Origin of the sequence: Roseovarius roseus, from assembly GCF_043355935.2 — a bacterium.
Classification (GTDB): domain Bacteria; phylum Pseudomonadota; class Alphaproteobacteria; order Rhodobacterales; family Rhodobacteraceae; genus Roseovarius; species Roseovarius roseus.
Window position 1 is genome coordinate 1 of sequence record NZ_JBHFPE020000029.1, and the last position, 18,203, is coordinate 18,203.

An 18,203-nucleotide genomic window follows, 5' to 3' on the forward strand; every position below is an offset into this window, starting at 1 on the left:
GCAATTTGGGGGCTGCGCGCATGGCCATAACCTCTCACCAGCCCTACTTCCTGACGTGCTATGGCGCAGAGTTTATCAGCCGGGCGATCCTGAAGTGGGCAAACGAAAACGACGTCGACTGGCACTACATCGATCCCGGCAAGCCACAGCAGGATGCCTTCATCGAGTCATTCAACGGCAGTCTACGGGATGAGCTGCTGAATGAGGAGTTGTTCGACAGCCTGGACGACGCTCGAAGGAAACTGGCGCTCTGGCGATACGATTACAACAACGTCAGACCGCATTCATCTCTTGGGAACAAAGCACCCGCTGACGCGCGTCGAGCGCTTGAGCAATTTGAGGGCTCCGCGCCCGACGCGCTTGCCCAAAAGGAAACCGAGGAATATGAAATCAAAACCTGCAAACTCTCGTTATGAATGAGGGAGCATTGGGGGGCAGGTCACTTCCAGTGGCCGCTTATGCACGGGATTACACGTATCGCGATGCAGGTGTTTATGACCAAAGGCACGATGGCAGGGCGCTTGGCATATCTTGATCACCCCCTCTAACGCCGCATTTTGCGCAGTTTCTGTACAATCAGTTGCGGGCGCCGCGCTGCGCGTTCGAGTTGTTTCAGAAGGTCCCGTACTGCCCCCTGACTGTTGAAGGGGTAGGACAAGAGCTCCGGCCAATGCATGCGGATAATCCCTATCGTCAACAGGCTCTGGCGTTTCCATGCGTCGGGCAGACCAAGCATAAGCTTGATCGCCCGGGTCGCCCCCAGGGGGTTGTGGCGTACCAGAGATGGATCCGAGAACATCTGAGCCCCGCCCCATGGCCCTACACGCTGCTCAAGATAGGCGAGATCAAGCGTGATAAGAGAATCGACCTCCTGCAGGCCCTTCAGCCAGTCGTTTAGCCGGTCTTCCAGCTTTGGTTCGGCCGGAAGCCCCATCCGCCCGACAAGCATTTTTCCGGTCAGCAGAGTGTCTTGCCTGTCCACGCCATGCCAAAAAAAAGCGCGTCCGACCTCGCCGATTGCGCCGCCCACAAATACATGATCGTCTCTGAGTGGCGCAAGACTTGGATGCGTCAGCCTGTTTGGCCCGCCCATGCAATGCCCTCCCCGGCGCATGTAGCGCGCTACCGTTGCCTCATTCGCGACCATCTGCGGCAGCATGTGGTGGGTCAAGCCAAGGTCACCAGCGATGCGCCTTGAAAGCACCGTGTCATCGGCACGCGGAGTATCGCCTTCCAGCGTAACAAATTCGATAGAGTCGAGATATGGACGTGCACAGGCGAGCATCACACGTGTCTCATTCCCGGCTGTCAGGGCCTGTGCCACTTTCTTCGGTCCGTTCACCAAGGCTTCAAGTTGAATGCGAATGATCTGCGAAATCTCTTCCAAACTATCTTCGGGCGACTCGGTTCGCTCGACCTCTTCAAGAGGCCAGTAACGGGTCTGATCGAATGTCTTGAGGTCGAGGAAATGATTGGGCAACAACCGCTCAACTTTCTCATGAGCAGTCATTCCCCCAGGAAACCAGCCATCATTTTCGATATCGAGCGCTGCGTATAGGCCGTGCCTGAACTGCGCTTCGTACTCTTCATCCGACAGAATCGCATCAGCCGTCGACCCAGCCACACCTTTTCCTTTGGAATAGACGCAGGGAACTTGTGCTGCGCCATCGGGATACACCCTGATTGCACCCGCCACATCCAGCAAAAGAATAAACCTCCCGCCAAGTCGGTTCAGGATTGTCCTTGCCGTCTCGTCGACCCCAGACGACGTTCCAGCTTCCAACCGTAGCGGGCCAGAAACGATGCAGCGCTCGTCCAGATCAATGGGAAACCCTAGAAGCAGTCCAACCCGTAGGTCGGCATCGTCCAGAACATCGAAGGCTCCGATATCTGGATGTACGTTAACCACGGCTTTTTCCGCACCCTGATCTGTGGCCAATTTCATCGTGAACTGGCGGGGAGAAAGCGTGTGTTGGACGTTGATCTTTAGGGTCATGTCTTCCTCTCTGGAATCATGGTTTCAATCCAGAACGCAGCAGCTGTAATGGTCACGCCCTCTGCATCATTTCAATCGAATATCTTGAACTGCTTTTCCGGAACCGGGCCTATAGCTTATTAAATAGTTTTCTACGCTCCATGCCCTATCATCCTCCTCTCCTTGGCGCTCCAAAGGAGAAAGCCGCTACTCGCAGTCCTGCGCCCAATTAACAGCGCGCTCGCTTTGGTCAAGGCCTACTCCTTCACCACTGCCACCGCCCTGCCCACCGCGTGGCCCGAGCCGAGGTTCACGTTCAGCTCGACAAAGCTTTGGCCGACGCGGCGCAGGGTGTTGGCGAGGGAGGTGTTTGCGGCCGAGACGTCCTGTTCGGCCTCGATCAGATCGCGGACGGTGGCGCCGTCGCCGGCGACGAGCTGGCGGGTGAGGGTGACCACCTCGCGGTAGAGGCGCACGGTTTCTTCCGAGGCGCGCTGCGAGGCGAGGGCCGCCTTGTAGGAGGCGAGGGAGGTCTCGACGTCGCCGATCGCCTCGAGCACGGTCTGCTGCCATTCTGTATGGGCCTGTCGGACCAGCGACTGGCGCTGCTCCACCGAGGCGCGGCGGGCGGTGTTGGGCAGGACCGGCAAGGTGAGGGCCGGGCCGAAGAAATATTCGGGATTGTTCGCGCCCGAAAGGGAGGTGCTGGTGATCGTGCCGCTCAGCGACAGGCGCGGGTAGAGATCGGCGCGCGCACCCGCAACATCGCGGAACGCGGCGTAATAGCTGCGCTCGGCCACCCGGATATCGGGGCGGTTGCGCAGAAGATCGGCGGGGATGCCGACCTCGGGGGACATCGCCACGCGCGGCTGGCGCGCGCTGCCATCAAGGCTGATCTTCAGCGCGCCCGGCATCTTGCCCAGAAGGACCGCGATCTCGTTCTTGGCGGCTTCGATCGACGCGATGATCTGGGGGATCTCGGCCCGGGTCTCCGAGACGAGGGCGCGCGCCTTGACCACGTCGACCTCGATCGCGGCATTGCCCTCGCGCAGGCGTTGGACCAGGTCCAGCGTCTTGCGGCGCGAGGCCAGCTCGGTGTGGCGCAGCTGCAGGCTGGTCTGATGAAAGCGCAGATCGACATAGGTATTGGCCACATTCAGCATGAGCAGCAGGCAGGCGGCATCGACCTCGGCATCGGCCACCTCGATCCGGGCGCCGGCCGCGTCGATCTGGGCGCGGCGGCCGCCATAGATGTCGAGGATCCATTCGAAGCCGAGCGTTCCCGAGGCAGTCGTATCGGTCTGCCCGAGGCTGTTGCGCTCGCGCCCTGCCCTGACGCTGGGCGACAGGAGCGCCGCCTGCGGCACGCTGCGCTGGATCGCGGCCGCCTCGACCACCCGCTCCTTCGCGATGTCGAGATCGAGATTGCCGGCCAGCGCCGCCTCGATGAGGGTGTTCAGGGTGGGATCGTCAAAAGCCTTCCACCAGCCGGTATTGCTGAGCAGGACGGGGGCGCTTTTCTGGGCGGATTTGTAGCCGGGCAGGAAGGAAAAGACAGGGGCCTTGTAGGGCTCATCCGAACAGCCCGCCACGAAGGACAGGCCCGCCAGAACACAAATAGCGCGTGGCGCGCGGCGCCAGCTTGCGTACGTCATGAAAATATCCTGCCTCGTCCGGCCCGCGCTCCGGTTTTGGCACCGGTTGTCTTCGGGTCGATCACTCGACAGGCAGGATGAGCCCAAACCGGCTGCAAAACAAGGTTTCTTGCATGATGGGCCGCCCGCTGTGCCATCGGCGCATCACCTGCGCCCCGGGCCGGGGTCACGCCGGGGCCACGCATGGCCCCTCGTTCGGCCCGGTTCAGTCGTCGCGGAAGGCGCGGCGCAGCTGATCGTTCAGCGGGCGGGTGAGGTAGCTCAGCACGGTGCGGTCGCCGGTCTGAAGGAAGGCCTCTATCGGCATGCCCGGCAGGATCTCGTGCCCCTCAAGCCGCGCGAGTTCCTCGGCGGGAATGGCCAGCGTCACGCGGTAGAAGCTCTGCCCGGTCTTGGGATCGGTCACGCTGCTGGGCGAGATGGTCGAGACGGCGCCGAAGATTTCCGGCGCGCTGCGCGTGCTGAAGGCCGAGAAGACGATCTTGGCGCGCTGCCCCTCGGCAACCTGGTCGATCGCGTCGGGTGCCACCCGGACCTCGAAATCGAGACCTTCGGAGATCGGGATGATCTGCAGGATCGTCTCGCCCGGCGGCACCACGCCCCCGGTGTTGAAGACCTGCATCTCATGCACCACGCCGTCCACCGGCGACTGGATCTCGATCCGCTCGAGCTGCTTCTGGGCGGTGACGATCTGCAAGACCAGCTCCTCGCCCTTCATCGCGGCCGCGCGCAGATCGGTGACCACCTGTTCCTTGAACTGGCGGTCCGATTGCAGGATCTCCAGCTCGGTGTCGCGGACCGAGTTCCGGATCCGCGCCATTTCCGAATGGTGGCCCGCGATCTCTCCCAAAAGCTGCGAGCGCGAGCGTTGCAGCTCGAGCATCTGGCCCTCGCGCACCAGCCCGTCGGCATGCAGCGCGGTGACATCGGCCAGCTCCTGCTCGACGAAGCTCAGCTGCTCGTTCTTGGCCTGCACCAGGCCCTCGACGCCCGTAAGCTGGTTGCCGAATTGCGCGATCTTCTCGCGCAGCTGTTCCTTGCGGCCCTTCATCACCTCGTCGCGGGCCTCGAAGATCTCCCTCTGCGCGGCATTGATGCCATTCAGCGGCAGGCCATCGAGGAATTCGGTGTCGTAATCGAAAGTCAGGGGCGTGCCGGTGACCTGCTCGGCCCGCAGGCGGCTGATCTCGGCGCGGGTCTCGGCCAGGCGGCCGCGATACATTTCCAGATTGATGCGCAGCAATGTCGGGTCGAGCCGCAGAAGGACATCGCCCGCCGCCACCCGGTCGCCATCGGCGACGCGGATCTCGTCGATGATGCCGCCATCGAGGCTCTGCACGATCTTGGGCTTGCCGCGCACCACCGCCGAGCCGGAAGCGATGACAGCCCCGCTGATCGGCGTGGTATAGGCCCAGCCGAAGATCATCGCCATGAGGACTAGACCAGCCAACATGCCGCTACGGCCCGCGCGGGAGATGTCGGTCTTCAGACCCGGTGTGGAAAATGCTTCTGCTGACATCTCAGTCTCCTTTTATCCGGACACGACAGAGACCGGGCGAGGCGCAGTACCCAAGACCTGATCCTTTTCGCCAAACCGCGCAGCACGTCCCTTGTGCAGCAGCAGCACCTTGTTGACCGCCGCGATGGCGCTTGGTCGGTGCGCCATGACCACCACGATACTGCCCCGCGCGCGCATGGTGCGAATGGCTTCGGCAAGCGCGTCATCGCCATCCGCGTCGAGATTTGAATTGGGCTCGTCCAGCACGATCAGGTGCGGGGCGCCAAAGACGGCCCGCGCAAGGCCCAAGCGCTGGATCTGGCCGCCCGAAAGCGGACAGTTCGTCTGATCCATATGGGTGGCATAGCCGTCCGGCAGGGCCAGGATCATCTCATGCACCCCTGCGATGCGGGCTGCCTCGATCACGTCGCCATCCTTTGCTTCCGGATCAAAACGCGCGATGTTCTGGCCGACGCTGCCCGGCAGCATATGCAGGCTTTGCGGCAGGTATCCGATATGCCGCCCAAGGGTTTCGGGCGTCCATTGATCAAGCGTGGCCCCATCCAGCCGGATCTCGCCCGCATCGGGCGTCCAAGCACCGACCAGAAGCCGCGCGAGAGTGGATTTTCCCGCAGCGCTATTGCCCACCACACCCAGCCCATCGCCGGCAGACAATTCAAAACCGACCCGCTCCAGAATGCGCGTCCGGTCGGCGCTGCTTACGGCGCCGGCCGGGGCCAGCTTGGTCAGAGCGGTGACGCTCAGATCGCCCACCGGGGCCGGCAATTCGATGCGGGGTTTTTCGGCGGCCAGGCTGCCGAAGATCTCACGCAGGCGGCTATGCGCTTCGCGGGCGCGCCCGATCGCGCGCCATTGGCCGATCACCTGATCTACCGGTGCCAGTGCCCGACCTGCGATGATGGAAGTGGCGATGATCATCCCGGGGGTGATTTCCTGCCGCAAGGCCAGAAAGGCCCCCATCGTCAACAGCGCCGATTGAAGCAGGAGTCGGAAGGACTTGGAAAAGGAGGCAAACCCCTCGGACCGGTCGCTGCCCACCTGCGCGGCCGCGAGCGCGCTGTCATGCACGGTTCGCCAGCGGGTCACAAGACGGTCGCGCATGCCAAGCGCATGAAGGGTCTCGGCATCCGTGCGGGCCTTGTCGACGAGGCTGCGCTCGGCCCCCTCCAAGGACATGGCTCGGCTGATCGAGGCATGCGCCATATATTGGTTGAGCAGCGCCGCGACGGTCACGATGCCGGCCCCGGCCAGCGTCAGATATCCCAGCCAGGGGTGGATCAGAAAGACCAGCGCCAGAAAGAGTGGCATCCATGGCAGATCGAAAATCCCGGTGATGGCCGGGCTGCCCAGAAACCCGCGCACGAGCTCGAGGTCGCGCACCGGCTGCGCGCCCGGATCGATCCGGGGTCGCCCGCTGGAGGTCCCTGCTCTCAGGGCAATGCGGAACGCCTCATCGCCCACCCGCGCATCCAGCCGCAAAGCCGCACGCGACAGCAGGCGTGCGCGCAGAAAATCATAAATCCCCAGAAAGCCGTAGAGTAGGACGACCGCGGCAAAAAGCCCGACAAGCGTGGCGACCGATCCTGAGGACAACACCCGGTCATAGACCTGCAGCATGTAGATCGGCCCCGTCAGCATCAGGAGATTGATGATGGCGCTGAAAAATCCCACCAGAAGGAATGTTCCACGCAGCCCCCGCAAGGTCCCCAGATAGGAATTTCCGGACTTGTCCTTATCCCGCATGCCGCCCCACCATTTTCTGTCCCGTCTCTGACTACGCCATCGCACAAGAGACAATCTTGTCGCTTTTCAGCCATTGTTTACTGGTTTTCCATGGGGTCGTGGCGAATTTGTGGCACCAACGCGGTTTTACGCCGGTTTTCGCGTAAAGACCTTGGGCGTGCCGTCAACCGACAGCAGGCTCTGGTAGGGGCATTGCCCACCTCGCGTCGCCTCAACACACCTTGCAATAATGGCCAACGGGGAAAAAGGGCACTCAGAATGCGATCCAAGCCCCTTACTAGTTGTGTTGCAGAGTGCGCGCATCCGCTTGCTCCTACGTATCAAGGTATACGTCCGGTTTCGGCACTCTGACGGTGTGTTAGAGTGCCTGCTAGATGTTCACCATCGAAAGTGGGCATCTTGAGGTTTGGGATGGCGAGTAAGAAAGGCCAGAATAAGCGATTCTGCTCGGGTGATGAGAGGCGGTCGATCTCTGCGGAGGCGCGGGTACCTGAATCACGCGGTGGGGGCATTCCAGCAGGCCTTGATGGCCTTACACTCCAAGGCTTCTTGAAACCAGTTGGCGTCACTGCCAGGATCTCCAAGAAGCAACTCTCCCCATGGCTGGTTGCTCAGCAAAGCTGCCGGCCGGTGTAATCGCCAACCTGGCCGGCACATGATATCCGCGCTTTCTCAAACGGAGGTGGAAACCAGCATTTTGACGTTTGAAGAACCTTCACGGTTTTCCATCCGCGCTGTCGCAGCTTTCACCGCCCTTCTGAAATTCAGCTTTGGCGTCGCGGTCAGCGATAGTGGCGTGCCGATGACAACTTCGGGTTTGAGTTCGAAATTCTTTATTACGCAAAGTGAGCGGTGAGACAGTTGATCGGCGAGTGCTTGCTCTTTGGTTGGCAGATTGAACTTTTTCCCGCACTGACTAGCGTAGAGGAAGACACCGTTACCTGCATGCGCGATAAACGCTTCGTTATCGCCAAGCACCTCAATGGCGGAGTTACCAACAAGCTCAAGAAAACTCAGGAATTCGGTAGCTGTTGTTTTCTCAAAGATGTCACTGATCTGACGCACCTTGATTGCAATCAGGTCAATTTCGCAACCATCACTCACACTGGCTTGCTCTAGGTAGTTGTGCAGGGTTGAGAGCGAAATCAGGCTCTCTCTCTCAACACTCTCTGGCGGCGCATCTGCCCCTCGCCATAACTGTCCTTTAGCTTCAGCGATCCTGTTGTGCGCGCTGCGATCTCGGCTGGTCTGGATTGCTGTATAACTATCAATAGCCGCCTGCCGTTCCTGCACAAGCTTTTCGGCCACCTTGATCCGACTCAACACTTCAAAAAATTCAAACGGTTTGGTTATGTAGTCTGTCGCGCCATTTGAGAAAGCCTGCTTGATCGACGCATGATCGCTGCGCTTGGTAATCATCAGAATCGGCGCATTCCTGTAGCGGGGGAGCTTCCGGATTTCACCACATAGCTTGATGCCATCAATCTCCGGCATCTCAACATCCAGCAGAATGCAGTCATAGGGAATGGCTGTGCCCTCTAGCGTTTTGATCACTTCAGTCGGCGAGGACATGAAGGTTACGTACTCGTAACCGCCCTGCATCAGGCATTCCCGCAGGAGGTTCAGCGCAATACCATCATCATCAACTGCCAAGATCTTCATGGTTTCACTTCTCCGCTTATCCGCCTGTGAGTGTTTGGGCCGGCCGCATGGACCAGTCGACCCTCCACGAATCTTTTCATTCACAGCCTTCTACAGAGAGACTTTGTTCAAAATATGAAACGTGCTCTGAAGGTCGGCGCTAAAATAACTTCAAAGGCATCTTGATCCAACTGAGGGAGCGCGACCAAAGATGACCGCATTATGACCTTGAAAACCCGCTTGGCATAAGAGGATTATCTTAATCCTTGTAATAACAGCATCTTATGAAGATTTCTGCTAAAGCGAGATGTTTTAAGATTGCCCCAAAACGGCCACCTTCGACACATATATGGCCTATAGATGACCATGCATGTTCACTACCAACTCCGGAGACTGCCGATGCGCATTCTTTTGGTCGATGATGACCCAATTGTACGAGACTTGCTTTCTGCAAGCCTGGCCCGAGAAGGGTTTACAGATGTGACCCTTGCGCATTCTGGCGCGCACGCCCTTGAGCTAATCGGTGATCAGGAAACGCCTTTTGACTGCTACCTTCTGGATATCATGATGGAGCAGATGGATGGGATCGAGCTTTGCCGCGAGATAAGACAAAAGCCCGAATACAGAGCTGCACCCATCATCATGATCACGTCCGGGCAAGCGAGCGACTTCATGGAGCGCGCCTTTGAGGCCGGTGCTACGGATTTCTTGATGAAGCCCTTGAATCATATCGAGGTTGCAGGTCGTCTGAGGACAGCCATGCTCCTCGTTGAGGCAACGAAGCAGAAGCAGAAGGGCCGAGAAGCTCTGCGTACAGTCATTTCACATGCCACCGATTTCAGTCTTGTCGACCCATCCGCTCGCATCCGATTTTCTGACATCAGCGGGATGTTGGATTACTTCGAACTTGAAAACCGATTTCTGCGCTTGAAGGATGGACAGTATCAAATCAACTTGTGCCGGCTTCAGATTGGCGAGATGGCGCATCTTGCCGAAACGGCTGAATCACCTAACGCAATACAACTTGTATACTCGATAAGTGCCAAAATCGGCGAAATTATTTCTGATCAACGTCATTGGTTCGCATATATTGGCGCTGGACGGTTTGTATGCTGCGTCATCGGCAGGCCCTCTCCTACGTCGCCTCCCCTACAAGGTCTCCTTGAGGACGCCGCCTATATGGCGCTTCACGACTTGGGAAACGAAAAGCGTTCAGGTCTTTCGGTCAATATTAAACCGCTCACCGAGAAACGCATTATCTCCCGGCAATTGGCTCTGAAGCTGATCAGAAGAGAATATAATCTACTTTCTATGTCCATTGCGGCAAAGCTGCCGGAAGTTGATACAATTGAAGAGAGGATCTTCTCCCAGATAGACAAAGTTGGAAATAGATAAGGATAGGGGCTTGGAGTTTATCAGTAGCCTCACTGCAGACGATAATCGGATGCATTTTTTGGGTTGACGACGTTCATCAGGGCCGCTTGCGTCTTGTCTCCATCGATTGTCATCGCTGGCCCGATTGGAGTGGCGCTCATCCCGATACGCTTCATCCATCTGCTGAAAACTGCCGGTACAATGCCGATAATTGCACGCGCACCCAATTCTCGGGCCGAAGCGGCCATCTGCTCCAGAAGTATTGTCTGGATGATCAATCGTCGTTTGGAGGATACATCATGGGCCACAAAAAGACGGGTCGCTTCCCAGACGTCTTCCCGCACAGGCGCCTCAAGAAAAAGCACGTCCTGTGGAATATTTTCAAGAAGCCCGCGCTGAGCATCGCGTAACATGTAAGAGTATTGTCCGCATTTTGCAGTCGTAGGTGTCAGACGCATTCCGGCCAAGACCCGACCGTACTCATGTATCACGACCCACCTGGCCTCCGGAGTATCGTATTGATCGAACTCCATTCCGTCGCTTTGCGGAAGGTCCCACCCCTTCTGATCAATGAAGACCTTTCGCCGGGCGCGGAGATAATTGATGCAAAGCCGTCCGTGGCGATGCATGTTGCCGAACCCCAGAGTAGTCCCCTGGACCTCAGCGGTTAATTCGGGCGCGACCCGAGAGAATTGGTTTTCCTTGTGCTCTAACTCAATCGGCGCAGCGCTCGCGGCTACTACCCCTTGTGGCGCAATCTCTGGAAAAACTTCTCGCGCCACATATCCTTGTATCTTACCTCTAAAGGCGTTCATTCCACACTGCTCTCAAAGTTGCCTCGCCCCCAAAAAGCACAAGCAGCGCATGCGCGCCATGGTTTTGACACATTTCGGCGAATGTGATGAAAATAGGCAACAATTCGCCACTTTTTTGCTTTCGTTCACATGTATGTTAGAGCATATGGGGTTAGAATTATTGATCTGCGCTGAGGTCAACTCGCCCCATAACATCAACAGTTGGGTAACAGATGAAGCTCAGATCCTTCTACCGCGTGAACTTTCACAACCCAAAGAACTTGTTTCTGCTCAATGCGAAAATGAGGGATTATGCGCACGCCGGGATCGCACTTTTCCCACAGCGCGTTATCATCTACTGTGCCGCGTTTTTACTTGAAGGGTTCTACTATAGCTGGAAGCTTGCGGCACTGTCTCTATCGATTCTGGTTGTGTCAGAGCTATTCGATTACCTAACCTTCAAGAGTATATTGAATCTCAAGTCTCGCAACATCTCCGGGACCAAGGCCTGCATGAAGATGTTGGTGGCAGGCACGACCCTGAGCGCCCTGAACATTGCCGGTTTTGCGGTTTCCATTGCATTGCTGCAGGGCCACACAACGCATTTCATGTCGCTCTTTTTCCTAATAGCAGCTGCACTTTTTGCGACAATGAACAACAATCAAATAACATCAATCCTTCATCTGAGGTTGCTGATCTACCTGGCCGCATTTCTTTTCATTCCTATATACGATATCCTTGCAATCAACGCACCGCTCAGCTCCGAGCTTTGGGTCCAGCTTTTTGCCTGCATCTTCGCTATGTTCTTCATCTCAGATGCCTCTCGCGTATCGAGCGGCCTTTACCAAAAAACACTTCTCCAGATGATGGCTATCAAGCGGGAGCATCAGAAAACTAAAGCAGCTTATACCGCCAAGGCCGAGTTTCTTGCTACGGTCAGTCACGAATTGCGAACGCCGCTCACTTCCATCAAGGGAACGCTCGACCTCCTCGCATTTGGGGCTTATGGCGAAATGCCTGATCGCATGGCCAATGCAATTACGATCGCTCAGAGAAACTCAAAGCGCCTCGCGGCCCTGATAAACGATTTGCTCGACCTTCAGAAGATGGAAGCAGGCCAAATGCAGTTCCATTTCGAGAAGGTCCATCTGGCACCTTTTATTACGCAGGCCGTAGCTACCCACGAGCCTTTCGCAGCACAACTGGATGTAAGCTTGAAGCTCGAGCATGTGCCGAACGATATGTATGTGACTGCTGACCCCGATAGGCTTGATCAGGTCTTGGCGAACATCTTATCCAATGCTGCCAAGTTCTCTGATTCAGGAGAGACTGTAAAAATCCAAGTTCAAGGCAACGGCACCACTGTCAGGATTGCCGTAGTAGACCGTGGAATTGGCCTGGATGAAAGCGATCGCCAGAAGGTGTTCGAGGAATTCAGTCAGCTCGACTCCTCTGATCAAAGGAAGATTGGGGGGACCGGTCTGGGGATGAACATCTCCAAACGCATCATCGAGGCCCATGAAGGCACGCTTGACTACTACAAAAACGAAGACAAAGGCACGACATTCTACATCGACCTTGCTCTAGTCAAAGATTGTGTCAGTCAAGATACCCCGGAAATCCTGATGGATAGCAGCACCATCAAGTTACGCGCCTGACCCCCCCCCGAAAGCATTGCCGCTTTGAGGTTAAAATGTGGCGAGGAAAGTGTCACTCGGAGCTATTAACCATCAATTTTTACAACCTCTACAATATGTTATCTAAAATCAACTCACCCCTAGGCTGCAAGCCTAAGTCATAAAGTCTCTCATAGAAGCCACAGTCACGCCCATATGTTCAAGCAAACTTGCTGTATGCCCAACCTATAGGAACGAGCTGTGGGCGCTTGAGTAGTAAGGGGAAATTACAATGAAAATCCTTGCCGTAGATGACGATCCAATCATCTTGGAGCTGCTCACGGAGGTTTTGCGGGCCGCTGGCTTCACCAATTTGAGCGTTTGTAGTTCTGCCAGCAAGGCGCTTGATCTGTTAGATCACACAGATGTGCCATTTGACTGCTTTCTTTTGGATATTCAGATGCCTGAGATGGATGGCATCCAATTGACATCCGCCATCCGAAAGCGCCCGCCTTATACGAAAACGCCGATACTCATGATAACCGCAATGTCGGATCGAACCTATATCGACGGCGCGTTTGCCGCGGGGGCCAGCGACTACATCACAAAACCGTTCGAAATCGGTGAGGTTCATGCGCGGCTACGTTTGATAGAAGAGCTTGTCGTAAAACGGAAGCAGCAGGAAGATCGCAATCCCGTCTCTGTGCCGCGAGCTTCGACCTCAATGGTGGGCCCAGAGGATCTGGCCAAGCGTTTGACGCCCGTGGATGTAGATGGCGTCATTGATTATGTAGCTCTTGAAAACTACCTTCTTCAAGTTTCGCGCGTGTCGCTTTTTGGCATGCAGGCTTTCGGCATTGTCGTCCCGGATATGGGCCGTACATTCCTATCGAGTAGTCTGTATGAGTATGAGTCCACAGTGTCAGATTTGGCAGAGGCGATCTCCGAGAGCCTGAAGCCACGTGATTTTTTTGTCGCACACGCTGGCGCGGGTGAATTCATAGTCGTCTTGAAGGAGGGTGGAGCGCTGGACCCTGCAGAATATGAGATACATCTGCGTTCCACATTGAATGCAATGGACCTACACTTTTGCGATGGGCGCCCAGTATCGCTGCGTCCTGTAGTAGGTCATGCCCGCTCTTTGCAGATGAAACCATCAAGGGGAATTACGAATACACTTGTTCATGCGCTCTCCGATGCAGAAAAGACAGCAGAGCGCCCCCGAGACGATCTTTCCAGCAACACAAGTTCCTGGAAACGGCTTCTGGGGTGGTAACTCGAGTTTTTTTCGAAATAATGCCCTGATGAGCACTGATCCATTATCAAGCGGACTGGAGAGAGTTCGTCAGCGTTTTCTCGAAACGCTGCGCGATAGGTTTAATCGAGTCGTTCGATTGAGAGCAAAGGTAGCAGAAGAGGTCGATGTCCAAGACTCACTGTGCGAGATTGGGAAAATATGTCACAAAATTGCAGGAACAGCAGCGACACTCGGGTTTCCGGATCTTGGCTCCAATGCAGCAGAGATCGATGATCTTATCATGTCTAACCAAGATGAACTAAAAAACCCCGACCCATATCTCTTGATGAAGATAGATGAGTTTGTCACGGCGACACGCGACACTATTTGAAATCACCACCTGTGTGCACGCAGCTGAAAATCCAATGCCATCCTTGACGCTAGAGATTATCCTACCTAATAGCATTTTCAGAATGCGTTAATTTTGAAACGCTCACTCGATACCCTGCTGCGACTCGCTCTTTGATCCTAGAGTGACTCGTAGGTCTGGTAGTGGGGCAGCATACCGGAGACACCAAAATGAAAGTAACCTGTTTCACCATTGGAGTTAGCCTGTCGTTGGCCGCGAACACGGCGATCGCTGGCAATCTGGATCGGACAAAGACACCAATCGACATTGTGTTTGAGGAAGGCAACTACGCCGAGTTATCTTTCGGCTATATAGATCCAAGCGTTACCGGCCAAGATGCTGCTGGCAACGCGACTGGTGATGTCGGAAACGGTTTTTGGTTAACCTCAGCTGCAGTCAAATTGCAATTCAGAAAGAATTTCTCAGTTTCAGCTATTTACGATCAACCGTACGGCGTTGACAACGTATATGGTGGAGATCCTTCCACAACTCTAATCGGTGGAACCGTTGCCCAAGCCGAAACCGATGCATTAACCCTGTTGCTGGCATATCGTCCCACGGACGCGATCACACTGTTCGGCGGCCCACGTATAGTTGGCGCACAGGGAAGAGTCACATTGTCGGGTCTCGCTTACGGCCCCCTCAATGGCTACAATGTTCGCTTCTCGAATGACAAAGGTGCCGGCTATGTGGTCGGAGCGGCTTATGAAATTCCTGAGATAGCCTTTAGGTCTGTCTTGACCTATCACTCTGCAGTTGACGTGGACATGCGAGCAACCGAGACTTTTCCTGGTGCTGCTCCCGTGGTGACTGGCTCCACAAGATCCACACTACCGCAATCCTTGAAACTGCAGATCCAATCAGGGATTGCCGCAAATACACTTGCATTCGGAAGCATCCGCTGGGCTGAATGGAGCGCCTTCTCACTCGATCCACCCAGCCCCGCGCCGGAACTCGCGGTGATGGATGATGCCTGGACCTATGAACTCGGGGTAGGGTATCAGTTTACTGATAAGTTTGCAGCTAGCCTCACATACAGCTACGAGCACGAGGAGGGCGACGACCTAGTTTCTCCGTTGGGGCCGACCAGAGGATATCAAAGCGTCTCCATAGGCGGAAAATATCAAATTTCAGACGCAGTGAATGTGTCAAGCGGTATCCAGTATCTTTGGATCGGAGATGCCTTACTGGAAACCAGTCCGGCAAATATCCTCCGCGGAACTTTCAGGGACAATGACGCTTTGGCATTCGGCTTAAAGGTTGGTGTCAGCTTCTAGGCAACGCGCGCGCCCGCTTCATCTTGGCTGGTTCCGTCCAGTTCATTGCAACCCGGGCTGTTGCCGGCGCTCGGAAAGCCATTCAACAGAACATGATCGCGTTGGAACTCCCCCTACCACTGCTGCGGCACTGCCGCATGCGCGACCTGCGCCAATACAATGGGCATATCAACCCAAAGGGCTCTGGTCCCGGGGGGATGAAAGTTCAGTGGTAGGCCACGGGTCGTCTAAATTTTTGAAATAAGCGCGTGCCTTCTCCGAAAGCCCGTATCTTTCAATATAATCAGCTAGCACCTCCCATTGCTCATGAAGTAGTGTTCGTGACTGCGTCTCGTCGCTTTCTATACAAGCCATCAATACCTCCAAGTTTCCCCCTACTAGAGTGCCATACAGAATATTAACATGGGGTTAACATGGAGTGACCCATAGTGGGTTCGCAAGCCTTCGGGAGCTATGCTTGATTTTGGGTGACGCGGCCTGATCAAGCGGCGCGGTTTGCAGTGTCGTTTGCAGCGACACCGTCGGTGGATGTGACGCCTTCGATGAAAAAGGCGGCCTGAACAAGCTTGAAGACCATGAGCTTCGCCGTCTGACCTGCCCCCCGAGGCCCCTCATTCACAACGAGAGTCTGCTGGTTTGGTTTTCATAATCTTCGGTTTCGGTTCGGGCAAGCGCGTCGGGCGCGGGGCCCTCAAATTGCTCAAGCGTCCGGCGCGCTTCTGCGGGTGATTTGTTGCCGAGCGGGTTGTGTCTCGAATCTGGTGGAAATTCTCCGGCGGCGTTCTCCGAGGCTCATCCCGCCGCTACCGCGGCCGACTTTCGCACCGCCGTTCTCACTGCAGCCGCCAGGAAGAAGGTAAGCGCTCCATTAATATCGCAGCTTAGGCGGCATGATTGTCTATTGCCCGGGGGTGTTTCTTGAGCCTAGCTTCTCGCTGCGGGCAGCTCTTCACAAGCGGATCCAGTCCCACGCACAAAAAAAGCCCCGTCCACACAATGTAGTCGGGGCAGGTATTTGGAAGGTCATGGTAGAACTTACTCGATAGCAGTAGGAATCTCGCATCGCAACCCCAGCCTTCAGTGGCCCGTGCTCTGGTTTGCTAACCTGCAAGCGCCGATGCTCTCAGTATAGACCGCACCGTATGGCTGCGGCCAAAAACAGTCTGTTGCTTAAGCAATCATCTTCGTCATACGGCTTTCATCCCTTTGCCAATTTTCAGTCACAGTTCTTCAGCATAGCTCGGGGTTCCTTTTGCATGGAGCTGCCAAATGTATGACGACTACCTGAACAAAAAAACTGCCCCTGAGAGACCAGGTTCGGCAGAACAACAGAAAGCGCGGGAATGGTTTCCGGAGATTGTTGAGCCGGAAGACGTCGGTCGGTCGTATCCAGCAACCAAGCCCTTTTCCTTGCGCGCGGCTCTTCGCAAGCTCTTTTTAAGATAAATCCTGGAATCCATAAAAAAACCCCCGTCCAGTATGTCGAGGGCGGGGGCGAGTCGAGGAAGGTCTTTGGTCGTGTGGTGCAATAGCAGTGCCGCCGGAGCATTCGCAACCCTGATTCGCTCTTTAACGAATCCAACGCATGTGAGTGAATTCAGGCAGATTCTTGCCGACCAGCGGAGTTGCGCCGTGGGTCGAATTGGTCATTGTGTATGACCTAAAATTCCTTCAGGGGTCTATTTGCTCAGGATCAGGATCCCGCCCATGCCATATCAACTCGCCTATGTAAGTCACTCGCGATCACCGCTCGATCCGACAACTTTGGCTGATATCTTAGAAGTCTCTCAGCGAAACAATGCAAGAGATGAGATCACCGGTGTTCTCATGTATCATGATCAACTCTTCTTCCAGGTTTTGGAAGGGGAGCAGGCCGCAGTCGAAGATTGCTATTATCGGCGGATTTGTCACGATCATCGTCACAGTGGTTTATCTCTCAGTTGGTGTGAGGTCGTCGAAGGCCGAACATTCCCCGATTGGTTGATGGGGTATGCTGGGCCTGACGAAATTGGCCGATATACCAAGGGTACGTTTCACTCCTTGACGCAATTGAAGAGTGATAAGGGCTTGAGCGATCCGGGCAAGTATTGGGCCTTGGAACTTGCCCTTGGGGTATTTTCAAAGTGTTAGACGTACGCGTAAAAAGGTAACCGCGCCATTGGCACCGCCTGCCTGATGCTTGTGCGATGATCTAAGAGACGTCGTTAAAGACGTCATTAGCGACGTCTCTTATACGGGGTCTGGGATGCGTGGCGAAATTCTTGGGGCGGAGCGGCGACGCTTTTGGCATGACGACGAAAAGCTTGAAATTGTCGCGTCGGTTGGGATTGCCGGGGCGAGTGTGACGCAGGTTGCGCAGCGCCATGAGATTAAGCGACAACAAATTTACGCGTGGCGGCATGAGCTGAAGAAGAAAGGCTTGTGGTCGCCCGATGCCGGGGCGCTTTTCTTGCCGCTGGACATGCCCGTGACTGCAGGAGTGCCGGTGGCGCAGGCACCGGTCGCTGAGCTGCCGCCTCCAGTTGCTGTTGAATTGCGCCTGCGTGGGGGGCGCAGTTTGCATTTTGAAAGCACCGCGCATGTGCATCATCTACGGCACGGCGCGGCCACTTCTGCCTGCCCTTGGACACTTGGGCGCAATACCAAGGCCGTGGCGCCCGCCAACACACTGAGCGCACCTACGCCTAAATAGATCAGGACCACTACCCAGAGGGGTGATCCGAGGATAAAAGACGTGAGGCCAAAGGCAACACTGACAAAGCTTCCCAAAAGGAGCAGACCGAAGAACATACTAGTCCCTTCCTGCACATAATCTTTATGAGGCTATTGGCTGGGTTCGCTTTGCAAGTAATCCCTCGCATCTTGATGAGAGCCAAGCATATTAAGAGGTTGTGTCTCGATTCTGGTGGAAATTCTCCAGCGGCGTTCTCCGAGCATGCGGATTTGGGCCTGATCAGGCCGCG

15 protein-coding genes and 1 pseudogene are annotated in these 18,203 nt (G+C 55.8%); 9 read left to right on the forward strand and 7 right to left on the reverse strand.

All coding sequences use genetic code 11. The features are described 5' to 3' along the window. On the forward strand, window positions 1–416 hold a 416-nt coding region (locus ACEWPL_RS18615), incomplete at its 5' end, for an integrase core domain-containing protein (protein WP_420744385.1). Window positions 417–544: 128 nt separating this feature from the next. Here ACEWPL_RS18615 and ACEWPL_RS18620 read toward each other — a convergent pair. The 5 genes from ACEWPL_RS18620 to ACEWPL_RS18640 all read right to left on the reverse strand — a co-directional run bounded on the left by ACEWPL_RS18620 (window position 545) and on the right by ACEWPL_RS18640 (window position 8,554). After that, window positions 545–1,996 (reverse strand): asparagine synthetase B family protein, encoded by a 1,452-nt coding sequence (locus ACEWPL_RS18620; RefSeq protein WP_393928733.1) that lies wholly within the window; start codon window positions 1,994–1,996, stop codon window positions 545–547. Between the two features lie 236 nt (window positions 1,997–2,232). Beyond that, entirely contained in the window at window positions 2,233–3,630 is a 1,398-nt protein-coding gene (locus tag ACEWPL_RS18625; RefSeq protein ID WP_393928735.1) for an efflux transporter outer membrane subunit, read from the reverse strand. Window positions 3,631–3,835: 205 nt separating this feature from the next. Beyond that, window positions 3,836–5,149: an HlyD family type I secretion periplasmic adaptor subunit gene (locus ACEWPL_RS18630; protein ID WP_393928737.1), complete on the reverse strand. Its 1,314-nt coding sequence runs from the start codon at window positions 5,147–5,149 to the stop codon at window positions 3,836–3,838. A gap of 12 nt (window positions 5,150–5,161) precedes the next feature. After that, the gene (locus tag ACEWPL_RS18635) at window positions 5,162–6,892 is read right to left on the reverse strand and encodes a type I secretion system permease/ATPase (RefSeq protein ID WP_393928739.1); all 1,731 of its coding nucleotides are present in this window, start codon (window positions 6,890–6,892) and stop codon (window positions 5,162–5,164) included. A 672-nt stretch (window positions 6,893–7,564) separates the two neighbouring features. Next, entirely contained in the window at window positions 7,565–8,554 is a 990-nt protein-coding gene (locus ACEWPL_RS18640) for a response regulator (RefSeq protein WP_393928741.1), read from the reverse strand. Window positions 8,555–8,932: 378 nt separating this feature from the next. Between ACEWPL_RS18640 and ACEWPL_RS18645 the strand changes: the two genes are divergently transcribed. Beyond that, entirely contained in the window at window positions 8,933–9,928 is a 996-nt protein-coding gene (locus ACEWPL_RS18645) for a response regulator (RefSeq protein WP_393928743.1), read from the forward strand. Window positions 9,929–9,957: 29 nt separating this feature from the next. On the opposite strand, the gene ACEWPL_RS18650 is transcribed toward ACEWPL_RS18645, so the two are convergent. Further along, on the reverse strand, window positions 9,958–10,722 hold the full coding sequence (locus ACEWPL_RS18650) for an acyl-homoserine-lactone synthase (protein ID WP_393928745.1): 765 nt from the start codon (window positions 10,720–10,722) through the stop codon (window positions 9,958–9,960). A gap of 212 nt (window positions 10,723–10,934) precedes the next feature. Here ACEWPL_RS18650 and ACEWPL_RS18655 point away from each other — a divergent pair, with 212 nt between their 5' ends. From ACEWPL_RS18655 to ACEWPL_RS18670, 4 genes are all read left to right on the forward strand, one after another. Beyond that, on the forward strand, window positions 10,935–12,359 hold the full coding sequence (locus ACEWPL_RS18655) for a sensor histidine kinase (protein WP_393928747.1): 1,425 nt from the start codon (window positions 10,935–10,937) through the stop codon (window positions 12,357–12,359). A gap of 250 nt (window positions 12,360–12,609) precedes the next feature. Next, window positions 12,610–13,593, forward strand: coding sequence for a response regulator (locus ACEWPL_RS18660; RefSeq protein ID WP_393928749.1), 984 nt, complete (start codon window positions 12,610–12,612; stop codon window positions 13,591–13,593). 28 nt (window positions 13,594–13,621) lie between these two features. Continuing rightward, the gene (locus tag ACEWPL_RS18665; RefSeq protein WP_393928751.1) at window positions 13,622–13,945 is read left to right on the forward strand and encodes an Hpt domain-containing protein; all 324 of its coding nucleotides are present in this window, start codon (window positions 13,622–13,624) and stop codon (window positions 13,943–13,945) included. A 188-nt stretch (window positions 13,946–14,133) separates the two neighbouring features. Continuing rightward, a complete protein-coding gene (locus ACEWPL_RS18670; protein ID WP_393928753.1) occupies window positions 14,134–15,240 on the forward strand; it encodes an OmpP1/FadL family transporter in 1,107 nt (368 codons plus the stop codon). A 615-nt stretch (window positions 15,241–15,855) separates the two neighbouring features. Here ACEWPL_RS18670 and ACEWPL_RS18675 read toward each other — a convergent pair. Beyond that, window positions 15,856–15,990 (reverse strand): annotated as a pseudogene (locus ACEWPL_RS18675) (IS3 family transposase); the annotation flags it as partial. Window positions 15,991–16,509: 519 nt separating this feature from the next. Here ACEWPL_RS18675 and ACEWPL_RS18680 point away from each other — a divergent pair. The 3 genes from ACEWPL_RS18680 (at window position 16,510) to tnpA (ending at window position 17,932) form a co-directional block, all read left to right on the forward strand. After that, on the forward strand, window positions 16,510–16,686 hold the full coding sequence (locus tag ACEWPL_RS18680; protein WP_393928755.1) for a hypothetical protein: 177 nt from the start codon (window positions 16,510–16,512) through the stop codon (window positions 16,684–16,686). Window positions 16,687–16,947: 261 nt separating this feature from the next. Next, the gene (locus tag ACEWPL_RS18685) at window positions 16,948–17,370 is read left to right on the forward strand and encodes a BLUF domain-containing protein (RefSeq protein ID WP_393928756.1); all 423 of its coding nucleotides are present in this window, start codon (window positions 16,948–16,950) and stop codon (window positions 17,368–17,370) included. 115 nt (window positions 17,371–17,485) lie between these two features. Continuing rightward, window positions 17,486–17,932: an IS66-like element accessory protein TnpA gene (tnpA, locus tag ACEWPL_RS18690; protein WP_393928758.1), complete on the forward strand. Its 447-nt coding sequence runs from the start codon at window positions 17,486–17,488 to the stop codon at window positions 17,930–17,932. The last annotated feature ends 271 nt before the right edge of the window (window positions 17,933–18,203 follow it).

Excerpts from the sequence above, each read along its gene's own strand:
- tnpA (WP_393928758.1), top strand. The coding sequence starts at position 17,486 with ATGCGTGGCGAAATTCTTGGGGCGGAGCGGCGACGCTTTTGGCATGAC.
- ACEWPL_RS18650 (WP_393928745.1), bottom strand. The coding sequence starts at position 10,722 with ATGAACGCCTTTAGAGGTAAGATACAAGGATATGTGGCGCGAGAAGTT.
- ACEWPL_RS18680 (WP_393928755.1), top strand. The coding sequence starts at position 16,510 with ATGTATGACGACTACCTGAACAAAAAAACTGCCCCTGAGAGACCAGGT.
- ACEWPL_RS18655 (WP_393928747.1), top strand. The coding sequence starts at position 10,935 with ATGAAGCTCAGATCCTTCTACCGCGTGAACTTTCACAACCCAAAGAAC.
- ACEWPL_RS18665 (WP_393928751.1), top strand. The coding sequence starts at position 13,622 with ATGAGCACTGATCCATTATCAAGCGGACTGGAGAGAGTTCGTCAGCGT.
- ACEWPL_RS18685 (WP_393928756.1), top strand. The coding sequence starts at position 16,948 with ATGCCATATCAACTCGCCTATGTAAGTCACTCGCGATCACCGCTCGAT.
- ACEWPL_RS18670 (WP_393928753.1), top strand. The coding sequence starts at position 14,134 with ATGAAAGTAACCTGTTTCACCATTGGAGTTAGCCTGTCGTTGGCCGCG.
- ACEWPL_RS18640 (WP_393928741.1), bottom strand. The coding sequence starts at position 8,554 with ATGAAGATCTTGGCAGTTGATGATGATGGTATTGCGCTGAACCTCCTG.
- ACEWPL_RS18625 (WP_393928735.1), bottom strand. The coding sequence starts at position 3,630 with ATGACGTACGCAAGCTGGCGCCGCGCGCCACGCGCTATTTGTGTTCTG.
- ACEWPL_RS18630 (WP_393928737.1), bottom strand. The coding sequence starts at position 5,149 with ATGTCAGCAGAAGCATTTTCCACACCGGGTCTGAAGACCGACATCTCC.
- ACEWPL_RS18635 (WP_393928739.1), bottom strand. The coding sequence starts at position 6,892 with ATGCGGGATAAGGACAAGTCCGGAAATTCCTATCTGGGGACCTTGCGG.
- ACEWPL_RS18620 (WP_393928733.1), bottom strand. The coding sequence starts at position 1,996 with ATGACCCTAAAGATCAACGTCCAACACACGCTTTCTCCCCGCCAGTTC.
- ACEWPL_RS18660 (WP_393928749.1), top strand. The coding sequence starts at position 12,610 with ATGAAAATCCTTGCCGTAGATGACGATCCAATCATCTTGGAGCTGCTC.
- ACEWPL_RS18645 (WP_393928743.1), top strand. The coding sequence starts at position 8,933 with ATGCGCATTCTTTTGGTCGATGATGACCCAATTGTACGAGACTTGCTT.